Origin of the sequence: Curtobacterium sp. MCBD17_034, assembly GCF_003234515.1 — a bacterium.
Lineage (GTDB): Bacteria > Actinomycetota > Actinomycetes > Actinomycetales > Microbacteriaceae > Curtobacterium.
In genome coordinates this window covers 23,450-45,783 of sequence record NZ_QKTN01000009.1, presented here as the reverse complement: position 1 = coordinate 45,783, position 22,334 = coordinate 23,450, and the positions used below count along the sequence as shown (strand labels likewise).

At 72.1% G+C, this 22,334-nt stretch carries 20 protein-coding genes and 1 tRNA gene; 18 read left to right on the top strand and 3 right to left on the bottom strand.

Annotated elements, in window-relative coordinates; translation table 11 throughout:
* The first annotated feature begins 4 nt into the window (after window positions 1-4).
* On the top strand, window positions 5-424 hold the full coding sequence (ndk, locus tag DEI92_RS13840) for a nucleoside-diphosphate kinase (RefSeq protein ID WP_111011044.1): 420 nt from the start codon (window positions 5-7) through the stop codon (window positions 422-424).
* A 285-nt stretch (window positions 425-709) separates the two neighbouring features.
* On the opposite strand, the gene DEI92_RS13835 is transcribed toward ndk, so the two are convergent.
* Complete coding sequence (locus tag DEI92_RS13835; RefSeq protein ID WP_111013909.1) at window positions 710-1,630, bottom strand: thioredoxin domain-containing protein; 921 nt, start codon at window positions 1,628-1,630, stop codon at window positions 710-712.
* 143 nt (window positions 1,631-1,773) lie between these two features.
* On the bottom strand, window positions 1,774-2,376 hold the full coding sequence (locus DEI92_RS13830; protein ID WP_258368710.1) for a vitamin K epoxide reductase family protein: 603 nt from the start codon (window positions 2,374-2,376) through the stop codon (window positions 1,774-1,776).
* 270 nt (window positions 2,377-2,646) lie between these two features.
* Here DEI92_RS13830 and DEI92_RS13825 point away from each other — a divergent pair, with 270 nt between their 5' ends.
* Window positions 2,647-5,649: an Rne/Rng family ribonuclease gene (locus DEI92_RS13825; protein WP_111013908.1), complete on the top strand. Its 3,003-nt coding sequence runs from the start codon at window positions 2,647-2,649 to the stop codon at window positions 5,647-5,649.
* A gap of 543 nt (window positions 5,650-6,192) precedes the next feature.
* On the top strand, window positions 6,193-6,924 hold the full coding sequence (locus tag DEI92_RS13820; RefSeq protein WP_111013907.1) for a hypothetical protein: 732 nt from the start codon (window positions 6,193-6,195) through the stop codon (window positions 6,922-6,924).
* A 17-nt stretch (window positions 6,925-6,941) separates the two neighbouring features.
* On the opposite strand, the gene DEI92_RS13815 is transcribed toward DEI92_RS13820, so the two are convergent.
* Complete coding sequence (locus DEI92_RS13815) at window positions 6,942-7,217, bottom strand: DUF4031 domain-containing protein (RefSeq protein ID WP_111011048.1); 276 nt, start codon at window positions 7,215-7,217, stop codon at window positions 6,942-6,944.
* A gap of 153 nt (window positions 7,218-7,370) precedes the next feature.
* Between DEI92_RS13815 and rplU the strand changes: the two genes are divergently transcribed.
* From rplU to DEI92_RS13740, 15 genes are all read left to right on the top strand, one after another.
* Window positions 7,371-7,679 (top strand): 50S ribosomal protein L21, encoded by a 309-nt coding sequence (gene rplU / locus DEI92_RS13810; protein ID WP_111011049.1) that lies wholly within the window; start codon window positions 7,371-7,373, stop codon window positions 7,677-7,679.
* A 12-nt stretch (window positions 7,680-7,691) separates the two neighbouring features.
* A complete protein-coding gene (gene rpmA / locus DEI92_RS13805; protein ID WP_111013906.1) occupies window positions 7,692-7,943 on the top strand; it encodes a 50S ribosomal protein L27 in 252 nt (83 codons plus the stop codon).
* A 116-nt stretch (window positions 7,944-8,059) separates the two neighbouring features.
* On the top strand, window positions 8,060-9,583 hold the full coding sequence (gene obgE / locus DEI92_RS13800) for a GTPase ObgE (protein ID WP_111013905.1): 1,524 nt from the start codon (window positions 8,060-8,062) through the stop codon (window positions 9,581-9,583).
* A 64-nt stretch (window positions 9,584-9,647) separates the two neighbouring features.
* A complete protein-coding gene (gene proB, locus DEI92_RS13795; RefSeq protein WP_111013904.1) occupies window positions 9,648-10,469 on the top strand; it encodes a glutamate 5-kinase in 822 nt (273 codons plus the stop codon).
* A 51-nt stretch (window positions 10,470-10,520) separates the two neighbouring features.
* Window positions 10,521-11,786 (top strand): glutamate-5-semialdehyde dehydrogenase, encoded by a 1,266-nt coding sequence (locus DEI92_RS13790; RefSeq protein WP_111013903.1) that lies wholly within the window; start codon window positions 10,521-10,523, stop codon window positions 11,784-11,786.
* Window positions 11,787-11,834: 48 nt separating this feature from the next.
* Window positions 11,835-12,041, top strand: coding sequence for a hypothetical protein (locus DEI92_RS13785; RefSeq protein WP_111011054.1), 207 nt, complete (start codon window positions 11,835-11,837; stop codon window positions 12,039-12,041).
* A gap of 11 nt (window positions 12,042-12,052) precedes the next feature.
* Window positions 12,053-12,652, top strand: coding sequence for a nicotinate-nucleotide adenylyltransferase (nadD, locus tag DEI92_RS13780; RefSeq protein WP_111011055.1), 600 nt, complete (start codon window positions 12,053-12,055; stop codon window positions 12,650-12,652).
* A complete protein-coding gene (locus DEI92_RS13775) occupies window positions 12,649-14,229 on the top strand; it encodes a hypothetical protein (protein WP_111013902.1) in 1,581 nt (526 codons plus the stop codon). Before nadD ends, DEI92_RS13775 begins: the two co-directional genes overlap by 4 nt.
* Window positions 14,230-14,358: 129 nt before the next feature.
* Window positions 14,359-14,727, top strand: a complete 369-nt coding sequence (rsfS, locus tag DEI92_RS13770; RefSeq protein ID WP_111011057.1) for a ribosome silencing factor — start codon at window positions 14,359-14,361, stop codon at window positions 14,725-14,727.
* A 69-nt stretch (window positions 14,728-14,796) separates the two neighbouring features.
* Window positions 14,797-14,872, top strand: a tRNA-Ala gene (locus DEI92_RS13765).
* Between the two features lie 104 nt (window positions 14,873-14,976).
* Window positions 14,977-15,936, top strand: a complete 960-nt coding sequence (locus tag DEI92_RS13760) for an aldose 1-epimerase family protein (RefSeq protein ID WP_111013901.1) — start codon at window positions 14,977-14,979, stop codon at window positions 15,934-15,936.
* A gap of 73 nt (window positions 15,937-16,009) precedes the next feature.
* A complete protein-coding gene (locus tag DEI92_RS13755; RefSeq protein ID WP_111013900.1) occupies window positions 16,010-16,342 on the top strand; it encodes a hypothetical protein in 333 nt (110 codons plus the stop codon).
* A gap of 190 nt (window positions 16,343-16,532) precedes the next feature.
* Window positions 16,533-17,279 carry a hypothetical protein gene (locus tag DEI92_RS13750; protein ID WP_181434917.1) on the top strand — a complete coding sequence of 249 codons (747 nt, stop codon included), beginning with the start codon at window positions 16,533-16,535 and terminating at the stop codon, window positions 17,277-17,279.
* Window positions 17,276-18,889: a DNA polymerase Y family protein gene (locus DEI92_RS13745; protein WP_309147135.1), complete on the top strand. Its 1,614-nt coding sequence runs from the start codon at window positions 17,276-17,278 to the stop codon at window positions 18,887-18,889. The genes DEI92_RS13750 and DEI92_RS13745 overlap by 4 nt, the downstream gene beginning before the upstream one ends.
* Window positions 18,889-22,326, top strand: coding sequence for an error-prone DNA polymerase (locus DEI92_RS13740; RefSeq protein WP_111013937.1), 3,438 nt, complete (start codon window positions 18,889-18,891; stop codon window positions 22,324-22,326). Before DEI92_RS13745 ends, DEI92_RS13740 begins: the two co-directional genes overlap by 1 nt.
* The last annotated feature ends 8 nt before the right edge of the window (window positions 22,327-22,334 follow it).

Sequence of the window (22,334 nt, the reverse complement as noted above, 5' to 3'; positions counted from 1 at the left end):
ATGCGTGTCCGACCTCGAAGAGACCCTCGTCCTCGTCAAGCCCGACGGCGTCGCCCGCCAGTTGACCGGGGAGATCCTCCGCCGCATCGAGGCGAAGGGCTACGAGATCGTCGACCTGAAGATGCTGACGGCGTCCCGCGACCTGCTCAGCGCCCACTACGAGGAGCACCAGGGCAAGCCGTTCTTCGAGCCCCTCGTCGAGTTCATGGAGTCCGGGCCGATCGTCGCCGTCCGCGTCGCAGGGAACGGCGTGATCGCCGGATTCCGCTCGCTCGCGGGCACCACCGATCCGACCTCGGCCGCGCCGGGCACGATCCGAGGCGACCTCGGGCGCGATTGGGGTCTCAAGGTGCAGCAGAACCTCGTGCACGGCAGCGACTCGCCCGAGTCCGCCGCGCGCGAGCTCGGTCTCTGGTTCGCCTGAACCGCCGTTCCACGTGTTCCCGACAGGCCCGTCGTCGTCCGACAACGGGCCTGTCGCCGTATCCGCACGCATGCGATGCGTGGGCATCTGACGACGGCACCCCTGTCGTCCGACACCCGCGCCGTCGAGACGAGCACCCGCACCGCGCGTGACCGGGAGGCCCGACACCACCCCGGGGAGCGAGCGGACACCCGAGGCGGAACGACGACGGGCCGCCCCCATCGGGACGGCCCGTCGTCGCACGGCTGACGGTCGCCGCGGGGCTGGCCCGCGGCGACCGTGCGATCAGCCCGCCGAGGGCGTGGCGGTCGGCGTCGCGGTCGAGCTGCCCGACGAACCCACGGCCTGCTCGGCGACCTGCTCCACGAACGACGAGAACGCCGACGTGTCGGTCAGCGACCCGGTGTACTGCTGCCCGTTGACGAGGACGAGCGGGGTGCCGGTGAGCTTCTTGACGTCGGAGTTCGGGATCTTGTCGTTGAGCGTCCGGTTCGTGACGTCGGCGACCCACCCCTTGAACGTGCCGTTGTGGATGCAGCTCGGGATGTTCTCGTTCGTCGCGCCAGCGGCCTTGACGAGGCGGACGATCTGGTCGTCGGTCAGGCCCTTGGTCTGCTCGCTCGGTTGCTTCTTGTAGAAGCGCTGGTTCACGGCGAGGAACTTGTTCGGCTCGTAGTTCGCGACACAGGCGGCGGCGTTGGTGGCGCGGGTCGAGTACTTGGTGCCGAGGGAGCTCGCGTCGAGCAGCGCGAACGGATGGAGCTCGAGCGTGGCGTACCCGGCGGTGACCCACTGCTTGATCTGCGTCATGTTCGTCGTCTCGAACTGGTTGCAGTACGGGCACATGTAGTCCTCGTAGATCACGACGTTGATCGTGTCCTTGTGGGCTGCCGTCTTGGTGGCCGTCGGCTCCGCGCCGGCCTTCGTCGCACCCGTGGTGACCGCGGTGATCGACTTGCCGTTGCCGTGCAGGAGGATGCCGTCGCTCGCCATGTTCTTGGGGCCAGGGCCGGCGGGCTGGATCGAGTTCACGACGACGAGCACGACGATCGCGGCGACGGCGAGGACCACGACGGCGATCCCGCTCTGCAGGAACAGCCGGTTGCGGCGTCTGCGCTGTTGTTCTCGCTCGCGCATCGCCCGCGCGTGCTCGCGGGCTGCTTCGCGCCGTGCCTTCTTGGAGGAGTTGTCGCCTGCGGTGCTCATCGGCAACAACCGTAACGGGTGCTGGAGGGGGTCGAGCGCGGCTCGGCTGACAAACCTCCCAGAAGTGCGTGACGCGTGATCGACGCCGGTGCGCGGGGCGTCGACATCAGGCCGGTGTCGCGGTGCGGACCGGTCGTACGCGATCAGAAGAGGATGGCCCGCAGCGTCGGGAACATGATGAGGATCACGAGGACGATCACGACGTAGTTGACGAGCACGATGAGCCAGGAGAACGGGAGGACCGCCTGGCCGATCCGACGTCCACGTTCGCCGAGGTTCCCCCGCGCCAGGTTCCAGCACGTGAACACCCAAAACATCGGGATCGTCATGGACCAGACGAGCATGCACCAGGGGCAGAGCGCACCGATCGACCACACCGTCTGCGTGAAGAGCCACGTCACGAACACCCACGCCAGGAACACCCCGGCGTTGAACGCCACCCAGAACCAGCGGGCCGCGACGACGCCGGCCAACAGCATCACCGCGACGGCGATCGGTGCCACGAACCCCGAGACGCCGAGGATCGGGTTCGGGAACCCGAACAGATGTGCCTGGTGGCTCGCCATGACGTTCGAGCAGCTGATGAAGGGGTTGACGTCGCATCCCAGTGCCTGCTTGGGGTGTTCCAGCAGTTGGTACTCGTCGACGACGAGCCGGAAGGCGCCGTACAACCCGCCCGCCCCGGTGACGAGGAGGAACACGGCCATGGCCACGGGTGGACGACGGAGGGCTTCGCGGGACGTCACGAGCGCCATCATCGCATGCACGTTCGGCGTTCCCATGGGCGGGCGTGCGATAATCGATGGGTCGACGGTCCCGTACCGTCGATGACGAAGAGCTTTCCGGGCCCGGTGCCCGGACAACGAAGCGCCGTGAGAGGGCGCGCGCGACCGTGGTGCTGCCCCGTACGGAGCGGCACCGGCCGCTTGGAGCGAGCGCGGGGGCGTAGTCGCCGCCCGCCGAGGATTCCCGCCGGTCACATGCTGACCAGGCCGGGCTGAGGAGTGCACCAGTCGATGGTGGAGCAGAACGACAACAACAACGAAGACGGTACGAAGCGCCGCGGGCGCCTGTTCGGCAGCCGCCGGGCACGGTCCCACGGACCGGACGACCACGTCGCCGACCGGGAGGCCCGGGCGACGCCCGTCACGCCGCCCGCGTCCGACGCGGAGGACCCGGGCGAGCTCTCGGCACCGGTGGCGTCGATCGACGCCCCGGACGCCGCGCGCGTCGTCGTCGACGAGGGCGACTCGGTGACCTCCGTGGTCGACGAGGCCGCGTCGGTGACGACGGTGGTCGACGAGGCCGCGCAGGTGACGACGGTGATCGACGAGGTCGAGTCGGTGACGACGATGGTCGACGCGGTCACGGTCGTGACGGCGACGGAGGCGGTGCCCCTCGACCTCGCAGAGGACACGGCAGCCGACCTCGCCCCGGAGGCGACGGGGTCGGGTGTCACCGATCTGCCGGATGCGGAGCCCACCGGCGCCGGGCAGCCGGAGGCCGAGCCGTCGACGGCTGAGGAGTCCGCGGCCGAACCCGCCCCGGCGTACCCGGTCGCGACGAGCACGACGAGCCTCATCTTCCATGCGCCCGTGCTGCCGGACCTGCCCGAGCGGTTCCAGCCGGACGACGAGCCGGACCGTGACCGTGACCGTGACCGTGACCGTGACCGCGACCTCGTCGAGTCGCCGAGCACCCGCCGTCGATCGCGTCGTCGCGGGGCCGCCGCGCAGGACGACCAGCAGGCCGACGACTCGGGCGTGCAGCAGCAGCGGCAGCCCAAGCAGAAGCGCGAGCCGGAGCTCATCACCGAGCCGCAGCGCATCAAGGGGTCGACCCGGCTCGAAGCGAAGAAGCAGCGTCGCCGTGACGGCCGGGACGCCGGTCGCCGCCGTCAGGTCATCACCGAGGACGAGTTCCTCGCCCGCCGCGAGAGCGTCGACCGCCAGATGATCGTGCGCTCGCAGGCGGACCGGATCGAGATCGGCGTGCTCGAGGACGGCGTCCTCGCGGAGCACTACGTCACGAAGAACCACAACGTCTCGCTCATCGGGAACGTCTACCTCGGCAAGGTGCAGAACGTGTTGCCCAGCATGGAGGCCGCGTTCGTGGACATCGGCCGCGGGCGGAACGCGGTGCTGTACTCGGGCGAGGTCGACTGGGACTCCGTCGAGACGGGCAACCAGCCCCGCCGCATCGAGCTCGCGCTCAAGCCCGGCGACAAGGTCCTCGTGCAGGTGACGAAGGACCCGGTCGGCCACAAGGGCGCCCGCCTGACGAGCCAGATCTCGCTCCCGGGGCGCTACCTGGTCTACGTGCCGAACGGCTCGATGAACGGGATCTCGCGCAAGCTGCCCGACACCGAGCGCGCGCGCCTCAAGAAGATCCTCAAGGAGGTCCTGCCGGAGCACGCGGGCGTCATCGTGCGCACCGCGGCCGAGGGAGCGACCGAGGAGCAGCTCACGCGCGACGTCACCCGGCTCACGAGCCAGTGGGAGGCGATCCAGAACAAGGTGCAGAACGGCCAGGCGCCGGTGCTGCTCCACAGCGAGCCCGACCTCCTCGTCAAGATCGTGCGCGACGTCTTCAACGAGGACTTCTCGAAGCTGATCATCGACGGTGATGCCGCCCGCGCCGTCATCGACGAGTACCTCTCGGCGGTGGCGCCGGACCTCAAGGACCGCGTCGAGCTCTACGAGGGCCCCGACTCGTTCGAGGAGCACCGGCTCAACGAGCAGATCGAGAAGGCCCTGGACCGCAAGGTCTGGCTGCCGTCCGGCGGCTCACTGGTGATCGACCGAACCGAGGCGATGACCGTGGTCGACGTCAACACGGGCAAGTTCGTCGGGTCCGGGGGCAACCTCGAGGAGACCGTCACGAAGAACAACCTCGAGGCGGCCGAGGAGATCGTGCGTCAGCTCCGACTGCGCGACATCGGTGGCATCATCGTGGTCGACTTCATCGACATGGTGCTCGAGTCCAACCGTGACCTCGTGCTCCGCCGTCTCGTCGAGTGCCTGAGCCGTGACCGGACGAAGCACCAGGTCGCCGAGGTCACCTCGCTCGGCCTCGTGCAGATGACCCGCAAGAAGATCGGCGTCGGCCTGCAGGAGTCGTTCGCCGAGGTGAACGCCAAGGTCAACGACAACACGAACGAGTCCTCGCCGAAGGGTGGCCGGAGCGGTCGCAAGGGCCGGGGCAACGGCGGTGGCCAGGGCAACGGCAGCGGCAACGGCAACGGCAACGGCCAGCAGTCGTCGCAGCAGGCGCACCAGATCACCGAGGACGTCAAGAACGCACTCTCGCGGATCGCCGCGTCGACCATCCCGCACGACGACGCCGCTGCCACGGCCGCGAGCGGCACCGCGCCGACGAGCGCGAGCCAGCTCGAGGAGGCTCTGGACAGCGCCAGCGGAGCCACACCGGGTGAGGCCGACGCCGGTACGGGGACGACGCGATCGCAGCGCCGCTCCCGTCGCGGGGACCGGAACGAGCGCGGCGATCGGAACGAGCGTGCCGACCGGAACGAGCGTGCCGACCGGAACGAGCGTGCCGACCGTGAGGAGCGCACCGAGCGCACCGAGCACGCTCCGTCCGCCGACGCGACCGTGGAGCAGCCGACCGAGGTGACACGGCAGCAGCCCGCAGCGCCGCATGAACCGGCGACGCTCGAACCGGTGTCGACGACCCGTGAGCCGGCGTCGACGGGGTCTCGTCGGGTGAGCACGACGGCGACCGTGTCCCCGACCGAGTCCGTCGCGATCCTCGACATCCCGCTCTCCGCGGCGCCGGTCCGACAGCCCCGGCCGGTGAGCACCGAGGCGGCCGAGTCCCTCCTGGACTCCGTCCTCCAGGCGCTCCCCGAGCCGAAGCAGCCCGGCCAGGGGCGCAACCGGTCCCGCAGGGTGACGTCGGGGAGCATCAGCGCACCCGCGACGACCAGCGGCGCAACCGACGCCGGCGGTGCTGACGACGCGGGCGACCCCGACGGCGCGCCGGTCATCCTCGGGCGGTGACCGCAGCGCGGGACTGAGCTGGGGCCTCCCGGCAGACGGCCGACGCGGCCGACGACGAACGCGACCTCCCCCCCGACGGGGCGGGGTCGCGTTCGTTGTTCCGCGGTAGCGTTTCCTGACCGTCGACCGGTGCCGCGTGCCGCGGCCGCCCACCGCCACCGCAGAGGAGAGCCCGCGTGTCCGATCCGACCGACGACCACCAGCAGCCGGTCGGGGGAGCGCCCGGGTTCCCGAGAGACGGCCGTGCCGCGTCGCAGGGTGACCACCACCGGATGCCGGGCGCGGCCGGCCCCGCGCCGTCGTGGGCGTCCGTCCCGGGTCCGTCGGTTCCGGGTCCGTCGGTTCCGCGGGTGCCCGGCCCCGGCATCGGGCTCCCGGGCGCCGTCCCCGCATGGCGGAGGAGCAGCCCCACGAGTGTGTTCGCTCGGGAGCGCTCGGGAGCTGGATTCGCCGCCGCGGCGCTCGCCATCGCGGTGGTCGCGGCGGTCCTGCTCGTGTCGTCCCTGTCCGAGTTCCTCGGCACCCTCGTCCTACGCGGGCGCGATGGACTTCGGCGACGAGGGCTTCACCGGCACGCCGCTCGGGTACTTCCTCGTCACGTGGCTGCTCGACCCACTGGCGTTCTACGTCGTCGCGTTCGTCGTCCTCGCGTTCCTGACCCCGGTGACGCGACGGAGTCCACTGCCGACGATCGTGCTCCGGGCGATCGTCGCCGGGGCGGCGGGGACCGTGGGCATCATGGTCGTCGGCGTGTTCGAGGGCTTCGTCCACGCGGTGAGCGAGCTCGACTGGACCTACCTGCTCACCGACATCCTGACGGACCCCCTGTCCCGCGGCGTCGAGTACACGGCGCTCACCATCACGGCCTGCACGCTCGTCTGGTTGTGGTCCGGACGTCCAGGGCGACGAGGCCGCACCGGCCGTCCGGGGATGCCGGGCATGGTCCCGCCGGCCGACGCCGTGCCGGTGGCCACGATCCCGCCGCAGGCGCCGACCTGGCAGGCGGTTGCTCCGCGACCGGGTGCGTCGCAGCCGGGGAGCGCGTGGCCGACGGGCGCAGCGCAGCCGGGGAGCGCGTGGCCGACGGGCGCAGCGCAGCCGGGAGGCGCGTGGCCGACGGGTGCGTCGCAGCCGGGAGGCGCGTGGCCGACGGGCGCAGCGCAGCCGGGAGGCGCGTGGACGGCCGATGCGTCCCGGTCGGGAACCCCGTGGCCGACGGGGACGTCGGTTCCCGAGGAGTGGCGTGCGACCGACGAGGTCGACCGGGACCGCTGAGGCGCCCGGGCAGCGGGTCAGTGCCCGGAGCGCTTGTCGCGCTGCGGGACCCGGAGTCCGCTCGCGATGAGCCGGAGGACGAGTTCCCGGCCGGACACGGCGAGGGCCCCGAGCGCGACGAGTTCGTCGTGCCGGGCCGCGGGGACGTCGTAGTGGTCGTGGTCGAACGCGCGGCGGGGCAGGCCGGCGCGGGCCGCGAAGGCGTGGAGCTCGTCGTAGGACTCGTCGCTCACCAGGTGCGACCAGACGGTGTCGTGCGCGGGCCAGACGGGAGGGTCGATGAGCACGGTCACCCGGAGGAGCCTACGGCGTGGCGCGCGTTTGACCGGACCGGGAGCCATCGAGTACCCTTGGTTGTTGGTGTCCGCGAGGCCTCATGCCCGCGTCGACCGCGTCGGCGACGGCACCGCAGACTTCCCTCCAGCAGAGTACGTAAGGAATTCCACGTGGTTTACGCAGTTGTGCGCGCCGGCGGCCGTCAGGAAAAGGTCGAGGTCGGCACCGTCCTGAACATCGACCGCATCAAGGGCGACGAGAACGGCACCATCCAGCTCGCGCCGGTGCTCCTCGTGGACGGCGACAAGGTCACCTCCGCGGCGAGTGACCTCGCCGGCGTGACGGTCACCGCCGAGGTCCTGAACGACCTCCGCGGCCCGAAGATCGTCATCCAGAAGTTCAAGAACAAGACCGGGTACAAGAAGCGTCAGGGCCACCGCTCGGAGCTCACCCGCGTCAAGATCACCAAGATCGCGTAAGGCGGAAGAACAATGGCACACAAGAAGGGTGCGAGCTCCACTCGCAACGGTCGTGACTCGAACGCGCAGCGCCTCGGCGTGAAGCGCTTCGGCGGACAGGTCGTCAACGCGGGCGAGATCATCCTCCGCCAGCGTGGCACCCACTTCCACCCGGGCGCCAACGTCGGCCGTGGCGGCGACGACACGCTCTTCGCGCTCACCGCGGGCGCCGTCGAGTTCGGCACCAAGGGCGACCGCAAGGTCGTCAACATCGTCAACGCCTGATCGCACGACGACACACTCCACGAGAAGGGCGGGCCGAGTGCCCGCCCTTCTTCGCTTTCCCGCCGGGTGCGGCGCCCTCGGTCCGGCGCCCCTGGCACCAGCTCCGTGAGGACACCATGGCCACCTTCGTCGACCACGTCACCCTGCACCTGACCGCGGGCAACGGCGGCAACGGCTGCGTCTCGGTCCGCCGCGAGAAGTTCAAGCCCCTCGCCGGGCCCGACGGCGGCAACGGCGGGAACGGCGGGGACATCGTCCTCGTCAGCGACCCCCAGGTCACGACCCTGCTCGGGTACCACCGGTCGCCCCACCGCTCCAGCCGGAACGGACAGCCCGGCATGGGCGACATGCGCAGCGGCACGAGCGGCGAGGAGCTCGACCTCCCGGTGCCCGTCGGCACCGTCGTGTACGACGAGCGCGGCGAGCAGATCGCCGACATGGACCGCCCGGGGATGCGCGTCGTCGTCGCGCAGGGCGGTCAGGGTGGCCTCGGCAACGCCGCCCTCGCCACGCCCAAGCGCAAGGCCCCCGGGTTCGCGCTCCTCGGCACGCTCGGCGAGACCGGGGACGTCCGGCTCGAACTCAAGACCGTGGCCGACGTCGCCCTGGTCGGGTTCCCGTCCGCGGGCAAGTCGAGCCTGATCGCCGCGATCTCCGCCGCCAAGCCGAAGATCGCCGACTACCCCTTCACGACGCTCACCCCGAACCTCGGCGTCGTCGAGTCGGGATCGGTCCGGTTCACCGTCGCCGACGTCCCCGGCCTCATCGAGGGGGCGTCGGAGGGTCGCGGACTCGGCCTCGAGTTCCTCCGGCACGTCGAGCGGTGCAGCGCCCTGCTGCACGTGATCGACTGCGCGACGCTCGACCCCGGCCGTGACCCGATCAGCGACCTCGACGTCATCCTCCGCGAACTCGAGCGGTACCCCGTGCCGGCCGGTCAGACACCGCTGCTCGAGCGTCCCCAGCTCGTCGCCCTCAACAAGATCGACGTCCCCGACGCCCGCGAGCTCGCCGAGTTCGTGCGGCCGGAGCTCGAGTCGCGGGGCTACCGCGTGTTCGAGATCTCGACCGCGTCGCACGCTGGACTCCGTGCGCTGACCTTCGCCCTCGCGGACATCGTCGAGCAGGCCCGGGTCACGCAGGCCACCCAGCCCGAGCCCGAGCGGATCGTGCTCCGTCCCCGGGCGGTCGACCAGACCGAGTACACCGTCCGCGCCGAGGGTGGCGAGGAGCACCGGTTCTACCGGATCCGCGGGGCGAAGCCCGAGCGCTGGGTGCAGCAGACGGACTTCGACAACGAGGAAGCCATCGGCTACCTGGCGGACCGACTCGCCAAGCTCGGCGTCGAGGACGACCTCTTCAAGGCCGGCGCGGTGGCCGGTTCGACCGTCGTGATCGGCGGGGACGGCGGCATGGTCTTCGACTGGGAGCCGACACTCACCTCGACCGCCGAGCTCATCACGAGCGCACGCGGCACGGACTCCCGCCTCGACCTCAACCCCCGCCCGACCCGCGGTCAGCGCCGTGCGGAGTACTTCGAGCGCATGGACGCCAAGGCCGAGGCGCGCGCCGAGCTCGAGCGCGAGCGCGTCGCCGGACTCTGGGCGGACGACGACGACACCGAGCCGGACGCCGACTGACCGACCACGCCCGCCCCGAGCACCCGGCAGGACCACGACCCGACACGACAGGAGTGCCGCAGCGATGACCGACAGCACGACCACGCGCGCGGAGCCGACGCCCGTCCGGACCCGTGCCGACGTCCCGACCGCGCGCCGGATCGTCGTCAAGGTCGGCTCGTCCTCGATCAGCGGGGAGAACGCCGGGCAGATCGAACCCCTCGTCGACGCCCTCGCCGCCGCGCACGGCCGGGGCACCGAGGTCGTGCTCGTGTCGTCGGGGGCGATCGCGACGGGGTTCCCGTACCTGGCGCTCGACGCCCGCCCCGACGACCTCGCGACGCAGCAGGCCGCCGCGGCCGTCGGGCAGAACGTCCTGGTGTACCGGTACCAGCGGAGCCTGCGCCGGTACGAGATCGTCGCCGGTCAAGTGCTCCTGACCGCCGGGGACCTGCAGAACCCCACGCACCGGGTCAACGCGCAGCGGGCGATGGACCGCCTGCTCGCGCTCCGGATCCTGCCGATCGTCAACGAGAACGACACCGTCGCCACGCACGAGATCCGGTTCGGGGACAACGACCGGTTGGCCGCCCTCGTCGCGCGGTTGCTCCGTGCCGACGTCCTCGTCCTCCTCTCGGACGTCGACGCGCTCTACACGAAGCCGCCGGAGCAGCCCGGCGCCGAGCGGATCGCGGAGGTCCCGTTCGGTGACGACCTCGCCGGCGTCACGTTCGGTTCGGTCGGCGCCGCGGGCGTGGGGACGGGTGGCGCGGGGACGAAGGTCGCGGCCGCCCGCCTCGCGGCCGAGGCCGGCACGAGCGTCCTCGTCACCGCGACCGCGCTCGTCGACCGCGCGCTCACGGGTGCCGCGATCGGGACCTGGTTCGCCGCCGGACCGCAGGCGTAGCGCGGGGCGGTGGCACCGCCTCCCGTCGGTCGCCCCGTCTACAATCCGGGTATGGCAACCACCGCCGTCCGCCCCACGCTCGTCGACAAGCTCGTCGCTGCGCGCGCGGCCTCACCGGCCCTCGTGACGGCGACCGCCGACGTCAAGAACGCCGCGCTCGGCGCGATCGCGGCGGCCGTGCGGTCGGCCACCGATGAGATCGTCGCGGCCAACGCCCACGACCTCGAAGCGGGGGAGCAGGGCGGGCTCGCGCCGGGCCTCCTGGACCGCCTGCGGCTGGACCCCGCGCGGATCGAGGCGCTGGCGTCCGCCGTCGAGCACGTCGCCACGCTCACCGACCCCGTCGGGCAGACCGTGCGCGGCTCGACCCTGCCGAACGGACTCCAGCTGACCGAGGTCCGCGTGCCGTTCGGGGTCGTCGGTGCGATCTACGAGGCACGGCCGAACGTCACCGTGGACATCGCCAGCCTCGCGCTCAAGAGCGGTAACGCGGTCGTGCTCCGCGGCGGCTCGGCGGCCGCCCGGACGAACGCCGTGCTCGTCGAGCGCATCCAGGACGCCGTGGCCACGGTGGGGCTGCCCGGCGCGCTCGTGCAGACCATCGACGAGTTCGGCCGCGACGGCGCGACGGAGCTCATGCGGGCGCGGGGGCTGGTCGACGTCCTCGTGCCTCGCGGCAGCGCCGGCCTCATCCAGACCGTCGTCACGGAGTCGCAGGTCCCGGTGATCGAGACCGGTGCGGGCGTCGTCCACGTGTTCCTGGACGCGTCGGCGCCCGAGGACTGGTCGGTCGACATCGTGCTCAACAGCAAGGTGCAGCGTCCGAGCGTCTGCAACGCCCTCGAGACGCTGCTCGTGCACCAGGACGCCGCACCGCGCCTCCTGCCCGTGGTCGCGGCGCGCCTCCTGGAGGCGGGGGTCACCCTGCGCGGTGACGACGCGACCCGCGCGCTCGTCCCGCAGGCGGTCCCCGTGACCGAGGAGGACTGGGGCACCGAATCGATGGCGCTCGACCTGTCCGTCCGGGTCGTGCCCGACCTCGACGCCGCGATCGCGCACATCGCCCGGTGGTCCACCCAGCACACGGAGTCGATCGTCACGAACGACCTCCGCAACGCGGACCGGTTCCTCGCCGAGGTCGATTCCGCAGTCGTCATGGTGAACGCCTCCACGCGGTTCACCGACGGCGGTGAGTTCGGGTTCGGGGCCGAGGTCGGGATCTCCACGCAGAAGCTGCACGCGCGAGGGCCGATGGGGCTGCCGGAGCTCACGAGCACGAAGTGGATCGTGCGCGGATACGGTCAGGTGCGCGGCTAGACTGGGGCGCGGCCACCGCCACACCCCATCGGAATGATCGGAGCGCCCATGATCCACCTGCTGCTCGCTGCCGGAGAACCCACCACGGCCGAGGTGCCGCGGTTCATCTTCCCGCTCGGTGCGGCCGCGGTGTTCACGTTCCTCGGGTTCGTGACCTGGAGCTTCCGCGACGTCGCCTACCGGCACAGCCACAAGTTCGACGCCACCCGGACCGACGAGACCGGCGTCGACGAGTTCGGCCACACGAAGATCTGACCCGCCGCCCGATGCTCGAGAGCACCGGTCGGCCGCGCATCGGTGTGATGGGCGGCACGTTCGACCCGATCCACCATGGTCACCTCGTGGCAGCGAGCGAGGTCGCGTCCTCGTTCGGCCTCGACGAGGTCGTGTTCGTCCCGACTGGCCAGCCGTACATGAAGTCCGACGTGTCCGACGCGGAGCACCGGTACCTCATGACGGTGATCGCCACCGCGTCGAACCCGATGTTCACGGTGAGCCGTGTCGACATCGACCGCCCCGGCCCCACGTACACGATCGACACCCTCCGTGACCTCCGCGACCAACGACCGGACGCCCAGTTCGTGTTCATCTCGGGCGCCGACGCCGTGGCCCAGATCCTCGACTGGAAGGACCACTCCGAGCTCTGGGACCTCGCCCACTTCGTTGCTGTGACTCGGCCGGGACATGACCTGACCGTCACCGGATTGCCGGAGCGGGACGTAAGCTTGCTCGAGGTACCGGCACTGGCGATCTCGTCGACCGACTGCCGAAGCCGCGTGGGCCGAGGACATCCCGTGTGGTACTTGGTCCCGGACGGCGTCGTCCAGTACATCACCAAGCACCATCTGTATCGGAGCGTCGCATGAGTTCGTCCGACTCGCAGCCGCCCCTCACGCGGCGTCAGGCCCGAGAGCGCGAGCGTGCCGCCGAGACCGGTGCTCAGCCCGTGACGCCGGAGGCCGCCGTGGCCGCCGGCGTTCCCGCATCCGTCGCGTCCGCATCCGATGGCCCGCGCAGCGTCGCGGTGCCCTCGGCACCGCCCGCCGCCCCGACCGACCTGCCGCGCCGGCGTCCGGGTTCGCACGTCGCTCCCGCCGCGTCGGCACCAGCACAGGCCGCCGCGGTGCCGGCGCGGGGTGGTGTCGCCGATCAGGGCGCCGCGGAGCCCACGCAGCGCGCGGCCGTCCAACCGTCCCGCGCCGACGATGCCGCCCCGCCCGCATCGGCCACCGAGATCGTCCCCGGCACCGGCATGACGCGGCGTCAGCTCCGCGCCCTGCGTGAGGCCGAGCAGCACCGTGACCAGGCACCCGTCCCGCTCCGGACGCCGTCACCCCAGTCGTCCGACCGCACCGTGGCGGACGTCCTCGGCGACGTCGCCGCGCTCGAGGGCCAGCGCATCGCCGCGGAGCACGACGAGCCCGCGCCGGACGCCGCGGTCCTCCACCAGGCGACCGAGGCGGACGGTTCGCCCGACGCCATCGAGCCGCTCTCGGACGCCGTCGCCCACAGCGACGAGCCGCGGGTGCACCGGTCGACCTGGGCGCCGCCGGCACCGGAGCCGGACGCCCCGCTCCCCGAGGCCGAGCCGATCGTCGACATCGTCCCGGCCGGGGACGCCGATGCGGTGCATGACGACGAGGCTGCGCGTGGCGACCGCGCTGCGCGAGGTGCCGGTGACGTCCCGGATGCCCGTGACGCCGGGGCAGCGCGCCCGTGGTCCGCGTCCGGTGCCGCCGAGGGCATCGACGCGAGCACCGACGACGTGCTCGACCCGGCCCTCCCGGCGGCCTCGACGCCGAACGTGTTCCCCCTCGACCTCTCGGACGCGGCCGGATCGCCCACCGCGGCCGACGCTCGCGCGGAAGAACGGCGTCCGGCGTCACCCGCTTCGGCGGGTCGGGCCCGTCCCGCTGCCGCGCGTGGGGGAGCGGCCCCGGAGCCGCCGGCCACGACCGGCACCATCGCGACGCCGACCGGCCACTGGTCCCGCCAGGCCGAGGCCGCGGACGAGCACCTGCACGATCCCCAGACCGGGCAGTCGCGGGCGACGCAGACGCAGACGAACGCGCTGATCCTGCCGAACTCGGCGCTCAGCGACGTCACGGGTGCCCTCAACGCCACGGGCGAGGTCATCATCACCGGGTCGATCGACCTGCCGAAGACCCTCGCCGCCACCGGAGCGCACACGCCACACATCGACGGCGTCGAGGTCGATCGGCTGCTCGAGCAGCACGACGCCGAGACCGCGACGAACGACGCGGTCCCCGTCCGGGCGAGCCGTGCGGTGTCGAGCCACACGTCGACCCGTGCGGTCGTGCTGGCCGCGGCGAAGCCGAAGCAGTCGAAGGTCCCGACCGCGTTGGCGTACTCCGCTGCAGGGGTCGGGGTGGCCGGGGTCATCGTCGTCGTCCTGGCGATGTTCTCGCTCGGCGTCTTCTGAGGCGACCCGCCGGCGTTCGTTCGCTCTCCGCGGTGGCCGGTTCGGGCCTCCAGGCTGGTCCGTGTCGTGGGTGTCGCTTATGATCGACGGCATCGACCCCTACCCGGCGTCGAACGACCGAAGGAATCCGTGACCGCTTCCCCCCGAGCCCTCGAACTCACCCAGATCGCTGCCGCCGCGGCGGACGACAAGCAGGCCGAGGACCTCGTCGCCCTCGACGTGACGGGTCCGCTCCCACTGACCGACGTGTTCCTCCTGGCGAGTGGCCGGAACGAGCGCAACGTCCTCGCCATCGCGGACGAGGTCGAGGACCGCATGCTCCAGGCCGGCGCCAAGCCGCTCCGGCGCGAGGGGCGGAGCGAGGGTCGATGGGTCCTCCTGGACTTCGGCGACGTCGTCGTGCACGTCTTCCACGACGAGGACCGGCAGTACTACTCGCTCGAGCGCCTGTGGTCCGACTGCCCGAGCATCCCGCTCGAGGTCCCCGTCACCCACTGACCGTGGTCGGGCGGCCCTCGCAGATGGTGTACGCTTGACTGGTTGCTTCCGCGCGGGGGCAACCGACCTGGGTCTGTGGCGCAGCTGGTAGCGCACCTGCATGGCATGCAGGGGGTCAGGGGTTCGAGTCCCCTCAGATCCACCATCACGACGAAGGCCCCGCTCCGGCGGGGCCTTCGTCGTTGAGCGGGCCGTCGCTGGTCGAGATCTCGGCCGGCGGTTCGGCGGGACACCGATAGCCTGGTCGGCATGAGCGCATCGCCGCGCACCGCGGACACCTCCAGTCAGCCCCTGTCGGGGACCGAATGCTCGATCAGCGCGGGGCCGTACACGGCCACGATCGCGTCGATTGGGGCGACGCTCCGGAGCCTCCGGTACGACGGCCGTGACCTCGTCGTGCCGTTCGACGCGGACGAGGTCCGTCCGGTGTTCCGCGGCGCCGTGCTCGCGCCGTGGCCCAACCGCGTCGTGGACGGCCGGTACTCGTTCGCGGGGCAGGACCACCTGCTCGCCCTGTCCGAGCCGGAGCGTGGCCACGCGTTGCACGGCCTCGTCGCGTGGGCCGACTTCGCCGTGGCTGAACGGGCCGACGACCGGGTGGTCCTCACCACCACCATCCCCGCGCAGCTCGGGTACCCGTTCCGGGTCGAGGTCGCGGTCACCCACCAGGTCGACGAGCAGGGCCTGCACACGACGATCACGGGGACGAACACCGGCCCCGACGCGGCGCCCTGGGGGACCGGGCCGCACCCGTACCTCGTCGCAGGCCCCGGGCACGTCGACGACTGGACCCTGCACCTGCCGGCGCAGCAGGTGCTCGAGGTGACGCCGGACCGACTGGTCCCGACGGCGTTGTCCCCGGTGGCGGACGTCGACGACGGTGTGTTCGACCTCCGGGTGCCGGAGCGGATCGGCTCGCGGTTCATCGACCATGCCTTCACCGGGTTCGACCGTGACGGGGACGGCACGGCGACCGTGCGGGTGACCGCCGCCGACGGCTCTGGCGTGCGGATGACCTTCGGCCCGGAGTGCCCCTGGGTGCAGGTGCACACCGCAGACCACGTCGTGCCCGAGTACCACCGTGTCGGCCTGGCGGTCGAACCGATGACCTGCGCCCCGGATGCGTTCAACGCCGGAGCCGAGCGGGGCCTCCTGGTCGTCGAACCGGGGGAGTCGGCCACGGCCTCCTGGACGATCGCCGCGGTCTGACCGGGCGCGGAGGCGCCACGGCGACTCCGTTGGCGTGTCGTGGACGAGCGACATACACTGCCGATTCGAACACGTGTTCGATGATCGGGAGGCGGTGGTCGCGGTGCCGGTGCGCGAGGCGCGAGTGGTGCGGGTGGGCACGACGGCGGCTGGCGTGCCCCGAGATCTCCTGTGGGACGGTGTCCGCTACCACGTGACCGACCGGCCGACCCGGTGGCGGGGCCGCCCGGACGAGTGGGACTTCGGACCGGGCGGCGGGGATGACGGTGCCCGGGATGCCCGGAACGACGGGCTTCCCGGGCTGTGGCGGTTCCAGGCCACGCCGCTCGACGCCGACGCGCCGAGCGTCGTCGTCGACGTCATCGGGACCGGTGGGGGCTGGGTGCTCCTCGGCGTCGTCCGGTAACGGGGCCGTGTCCACCGTCGTGCCGACGACGATCCGGCGTCCACAGCGGATGTCGGACCCGGTTGACATGATCGAACACATGTTCGAACATGGGGCGATGCAGACAGCGGCGGCTCTCCTCGGAGAGCGGGGCGATCGGACACCGGCACCCGGTGCCCATGGTGCACGCGCGGTCCGACAACCGGACCACGTGGCCGAGGCGCGGGCGGCGCTGGAGCGCATCACGAGCCTCCGCTCCCGGATCGCGGACATGGAGGACACGCGGGTCGACACCGGTGCGCTCCCGACGTCGCCTGCGCTCGCGCCGCTCCTACCGGGTGGCGCACTCCGGTCGGGGGCGGCCTACAGCGTGCACGAGTCGGTGCTGCTGGCGATGACCATGCTCCAGGCGGCGTCGGCGTCCGGCGCATGGTGCGCCGTGGTCGGTGTGCCGTCCTTCGGGGTCGAGGCCGCCGCGGCCGCCGGGATCGACCTGGAGCGGCTCGTGCTCGTGCCCGACCCGGGCGACCAGTGGCTGACGGTCACCGCGGCGCTGGCCGACGTCGCGACGATCGTGCTGACCCGACCGCTCGGGCGCGTCACCCCGGGCGACGTCGCTCGCCTCGGGGCACGGCTCCGGCAGCGGGGTGCCGCCCTCGTCGCGCTCGGCAGCTGGCCCGGTGCCGAGGCTTCGCTCCGGGTCACCGACTCCTCGTGGCAGGGCATCGGACGCGGGTTCGGGTACCTGTCGGAACGGCGGGCAACGGTCGTGGCGACCACTCGGGCCGGCGCTGGACGCCCACGCAGCGCCGAACTCCTGCTCCCCGCAGCGGACGGGACGGTCCAGCCGTCGGTGTCGGCGACCGCGAGCGGTGATCCGACCGGTACCCGGTCCCCGGTGGTCGTCACGACGGCCGGCGGAGACCGGGGAGCGCGTCCCGTGGCGGTGGCGTCGTGACCGGTGGAACGGTGGCCCTCGGGGCGGGGAGTCCGCCCGTCGAGGCCCCGCCCACCCGCACGATGGTCCTGTGGTGCCCGGACTGGCCCGTCCTCGCCGCTGCGGTGGCGTCCGGGGCGGACCCCGAGCGGCCGATCGCCCTCGTGGCCAAGGGGCTCGTGTACGCCTGTTCCGCGGCCGCTCGTCACGAGGGCGTCCTCCGCGGGCTGCGCATCCGCGAGGCCCAGGCCCGGTGCACGACGCTCGTGGTGCAGCAGTACGACGAGGCCCTCGACCACCGGGCGTTCGAGCCCGTCATCCGTGCGGTCGAGGGTGCCGTGCCCGGCGTGCACGTCCTGCGCCCGGGAACGCTCGCGATCCGCTCCCGGGGGCCGGCCCGCTACTACGGCGGGGAGCACCCGGCAGCGCTGACGCTCGCGGGCATCGCGGCCGACCACGGGGCGCCGGGCGTGCGGGTCGGCATCGCGGACACCCCGTTCGCGGCGGAGCAGGCGGCACGTGCCCGGACACGCGATGTCGAGCGGGTCCGCATCGTCCCCGAGGGTGCGTCGGCGGACTTCCTGGCACCGCTGCCGTTGTCGGTCCTCGGTCGCGACGACCTCGCGATGGTGCTCGGGCGGCTCGGGATCACGACGCTCGGTGCGTTCGCGCAGCTCACGGACGAGCAGGTGCGGGACCGGTTCGGGCCGGAGGGCGCGTTCCTGCACCGGCTCGCCGGAGGCCGTGACCCACGTGCGGTCACCGCCCGCGACGTCCCACCGGACCTGACCGTCGACGCCGCGTTCGAACCCCCGCTCGACCGTGCCGACCAGGTGGCGTTCGCGTTCCGTCGGTCCGCCGACACCTTCGCCGAGCGGCTCCGTGCGGCGGAGCTCGTGGCCACGACGATCCGCATCGAGATCACCGACGACCGTGGCGTCTGCCTCGACCGCACCTGGGCCCATCCGCGGTGGTTCGACCCCGCCGACGTCGTCGACCGCGTGCGGTGGCAGCTGCAGGGCGGTACGGACCCCACCGGGCTCGAGGCCCCCGTCGCCCACGTCCGGCTCGAGGCCGAGGCGGTCGACGCGGTCACGAACCACGAGCGTGGACTCTGGGGTTCCGGGCCGGACGAGCGGGTGCACCACGGCCTCGCCCGGATCCAGGGCATGGTCGGACACGACGGGGTCGTCACGGCACGCATCGCCGGCGGTCGGACCCTGGCGGAGCGCACGCTGTTCGTGCCGTGGGGGGACACCCCGGCAGGGGGCGAGCGCGCGGTCGCGGTCGCCCGTGCACGCCCATGGCCCGGTCGGCTGCCCGGGCCCGCACCCGCGACGGTCCTCGACCGTCCTCGGCCCGTGGACGTCGTCGCCGCCGACGGCACCCCGGTCGACGTCGACGGGCGCAGCATCCTGACCGGTGAGCCGGACCGGTTCCGCGCCGAGGGGGACCGGGGCGGACGCTTCAGTGCGGTGGCCGCATGGGCGGGGCCATGGCCGCTCGTGGTGCGCTGGTGGGAGGCCGGGGGTCGCCGCCTGCACCGGATGCAGCTCGTCGACGCCGAGGGGCGCGCATGGACCGTCGTCCTGGCGGACGGCCGGTGGTGGGCCGAGGCGGTGGCGACCTGATGGGGTACAACAACCCACCGATCCCGTGGTCGGAGTTCGAGCGTGCGCTGTCGGACAAGCGCAGTCCCGGGGCAGCGCCTCCCGGTGACGGCGGTGACAGCCCGGCGTGGTCACGCAAACGCGTCCCGTACACACCGGCGCCGGCCTCGATCGTGGACGACGGCCTGACGGTGCCGTACGCGGAGCTGCACGCGCACTCGACCTTCAGCTTCCTCGACGGTGCGAGCCCACCGGAGCACCTGTTCGAGGAAGCCGCACGCCTGCACCTGCACGGCCTCGCACTCACCGACCACGACGGCCTCTACGGGGCGGCGCGGATGGCCGAGGTCGCCGAGACCCACTCCGACGTCCGGACGGTGTACGGCGCGGAACTCTCCCTCGGCCTGTCCGAACCGCAGAACGGCGTTGCCGACCCCGAGGGCACACATCTGCTCGTCCTCGCACGCGGGCAAGCGGGCTACCACCGACTGGCCGCCGCCATGACGAGCGCACACCTGTCGCCCGGTGCGGAGAAGGGCCGGCCCCGGTACGACCTCGACGACCTCGCAGAGCGGGCCGGTGACGCCTGGCACGTGCTCACGGGGTGCCGCAAGGGGACCGTCCGCGCCGCCCTCGAGACCGGGGGTGAGGACGCCGCCGAGCGGGCGCTGCGGGACCTGCTCGACCGGTTCGGGCGCGAGCACGTCACCGTCGAGCTCATCGACCAGGGCGACCCGATGGACACGGCCCGCAACGACCTCCTGGCCGGACTGGCCGGGCGGTTCCGGTTGCCCGTCGTGGCCACCGGGAACGTGCACTACGCCACCCCGGACCGGTTCCGGATCGCCACGGCGCTCGCGGCTGTCCGGGCACGCCGCAGCCTCGACGAACTCGACGGCTGGCTCCCCGCCGCCGACACGGCGCACCTGCGGTCCGGGGCCGAGATGAGCCGTCGGTTCGCCCGGTACCCCGGCGCCGTGGCGCGGAGTGTGGAGCTCGCCGACGACCTGTCGTTCCGGTTGCGGAGTGCCGCGCCGGGCCTCCCGGACCTCGACGTGCCCGACGGGCACACGCCCATGTCGTGGCTCCGCGACCTCGTCTGGCAGGGCGCCCGGCGGTTCTACCCGGGCTCAGCCGACGGGGTCGACCCGGTCAAGCGTGACCGCATCGAGCGTGAGCTGCACGTGATACAGGAGAAGGACTTCCCCGGGTACTTCTTGATCGTGCGGGATCTCGTGCAGTACGCGCGCAGTCGGGGGATCCTCTGCCAGGGCCGCGGGTCCGCCGCGAACTCGGCGGTCTGCTACCTGCTCGAGATCACGGCGGTCGACTCGATCCGGTACGGGCTGCCGTTCGAACGGTTCCTCTCGAGCATGCGCGACGAAGAGCCCGACATCGACGTCGACTTCGACTCCGACCGCCGCGAAGAAGTCATCCAGTACGTCTACGCCAAGTACGGCCGGTTCAACGCGGCGCAGGTCGCGAACGTGATCACCTACCGTCCGAAGGCCGCGGTGCGCGACATGGCGAAGGCGCTCGGGCACAGCCCGGGACAGCAGGACGCCTGGTCCAAGCAGGTGGAACGGTGGGGGTCGGTCACCGAGAGCACGGAGCACGACATCCCGGACGAGGTCGTCGGACTCGCGCGCGAGGTCCTCGGGTTCCCCCGGCACCTCGGCATCCACTCGGGCGGCATGGTGCTCACCGACCGACCCGTCGGCGAGGTCGTCCCCATCGAGCACGCCCGCATGGACGGCCGGACGGTCCTGCAGTGGGACAAGGACGACTGCGCCTTCATGGGGCTCGTCAAGTTCGACATGCTCGGCCTCGGCATGCTCGCGGCGCTGCAGTACGCGTTCGACCTCGCGGCCGACCACTGCGGTGAGCGCTGGGACATGCACGACATGCCGAAAGAGGAGCAGGGCGTCTACGACCAGCTGTGCCGGGCCGACACCGTCGGGGTGTTCCAGGTCGAGTCCCGGGCCCAGATGGGCACCCTGCCCCGGTTGTTACCGCGGCGGTTCTACGACCTCGTGATCGAGGTCGCGCTCGTGCGTCCCGGGCCGATCCAGGGCGGTGCCGTCCACCCCTACATCCGGCGGCGGACCGGGGAGGAGCCGATCACCTACCTGCATCCGGCACTCGAACCGGTGCTCGAGCGCACCCTCGGGGTGCCGCTGTTCCAGGAGCAGCTGATGCAGATGGCGATGACCGTGGGCGGGTGCTCGGGCGAGGACGCCGACCAGCTCCGCCGCGCCATGGGGTCCAAGCGGGGGCTGGTCCGGATCGAGGCGCTCCGCGACAAGCTCTACCGCGGCATGGCCTCGAACGGCATCGAGGGCGAGGACGCCGACGCCATCTACGCCAAGATCCAGGCGTTCGCGAACTTCGGCTTCGCGGAGAGCCACTCGATCAGCTTCGCGCTCATCGTCTACGCGAGTGCATGGATGCGGTTGCACTACCCGGGCGCGTTCCTGGCGGCACTGCTCCGGGCGCAGCCGATGGGGTTCTACTCGCCGCAGTCGCTCGTCGCGGACGCCCGACGCCACGGAGTGCAGGTGCGGCGCCCGGACATCCTGCGGTCGGGGGTCGACGCCACGCTCGAGGTCCTCGATCCCGACGCACCGCTCGGCGACGACGGGCTGCCGCCACGGACCGGTTCGGACACCTGCCTGGCCCAGGAACAGGAGCCCGTCCGGCCGTTCGACCGGAGCGAACCGTTCGACACGGACGACCACCGACGCGACGGCGCCTTCGCGGTCCGTCTCGGCCTGGTCGAGGTCACGTCCCTCGGCCGACGCAGTGCGGAGCGGATCGTCGCGGAGCGCGAGGCGAACGGCCCGTTCCGGGACATGTCCGACCTGGCGCGGCGGGTGGGGCTGACCACGGCGCAGCTCGAGGCGCTCGCTGCGGCGGATGCGTTCGCGTCGTTCGACATCGACCGTCGCAGCGGCATGTGGTCGGCGGCGCAGGCCGCGGCGGAACGCCCGGACCAGCTCCCCGACACGCAGGTGGTCGTGCAGCCACCGCTGTTCGGGCAGCTCACCGACGGTGACGCCTTGATCGCGGACATCTGGTCGACGGGGCTGTCACCGGACGACCACCCGATCCGGCACGTGCGGCCGGATCTCGCCCGGCGGCGCGTGCTCAGCGTCGCGGAGCTCATGACGGCCGAGACCGGGCGGCGGATCGAGGTCGGCGGGGTCGTGACGCATCGACAGCGTCCCGCCACGGCGTCCGGGATCACCTTCATGAACGTCGAGGACGAGACCGGCCTCGTGAACGTGATCTGCAGCGTCGGCGTGTGGACACGGTTCCGTCGGGTCGCCCGCGAGGCACCGGCGCTCGTCGTGCGGGGGATCCTCGAGCGGTCACCCGACGGTGTGGTGAACGTCGTCGCGGACCACATGGAACGGTTGCCGCTCGCGGTCCGGACGCGCTCCCGCGACTTCCACTGACCGGGCGG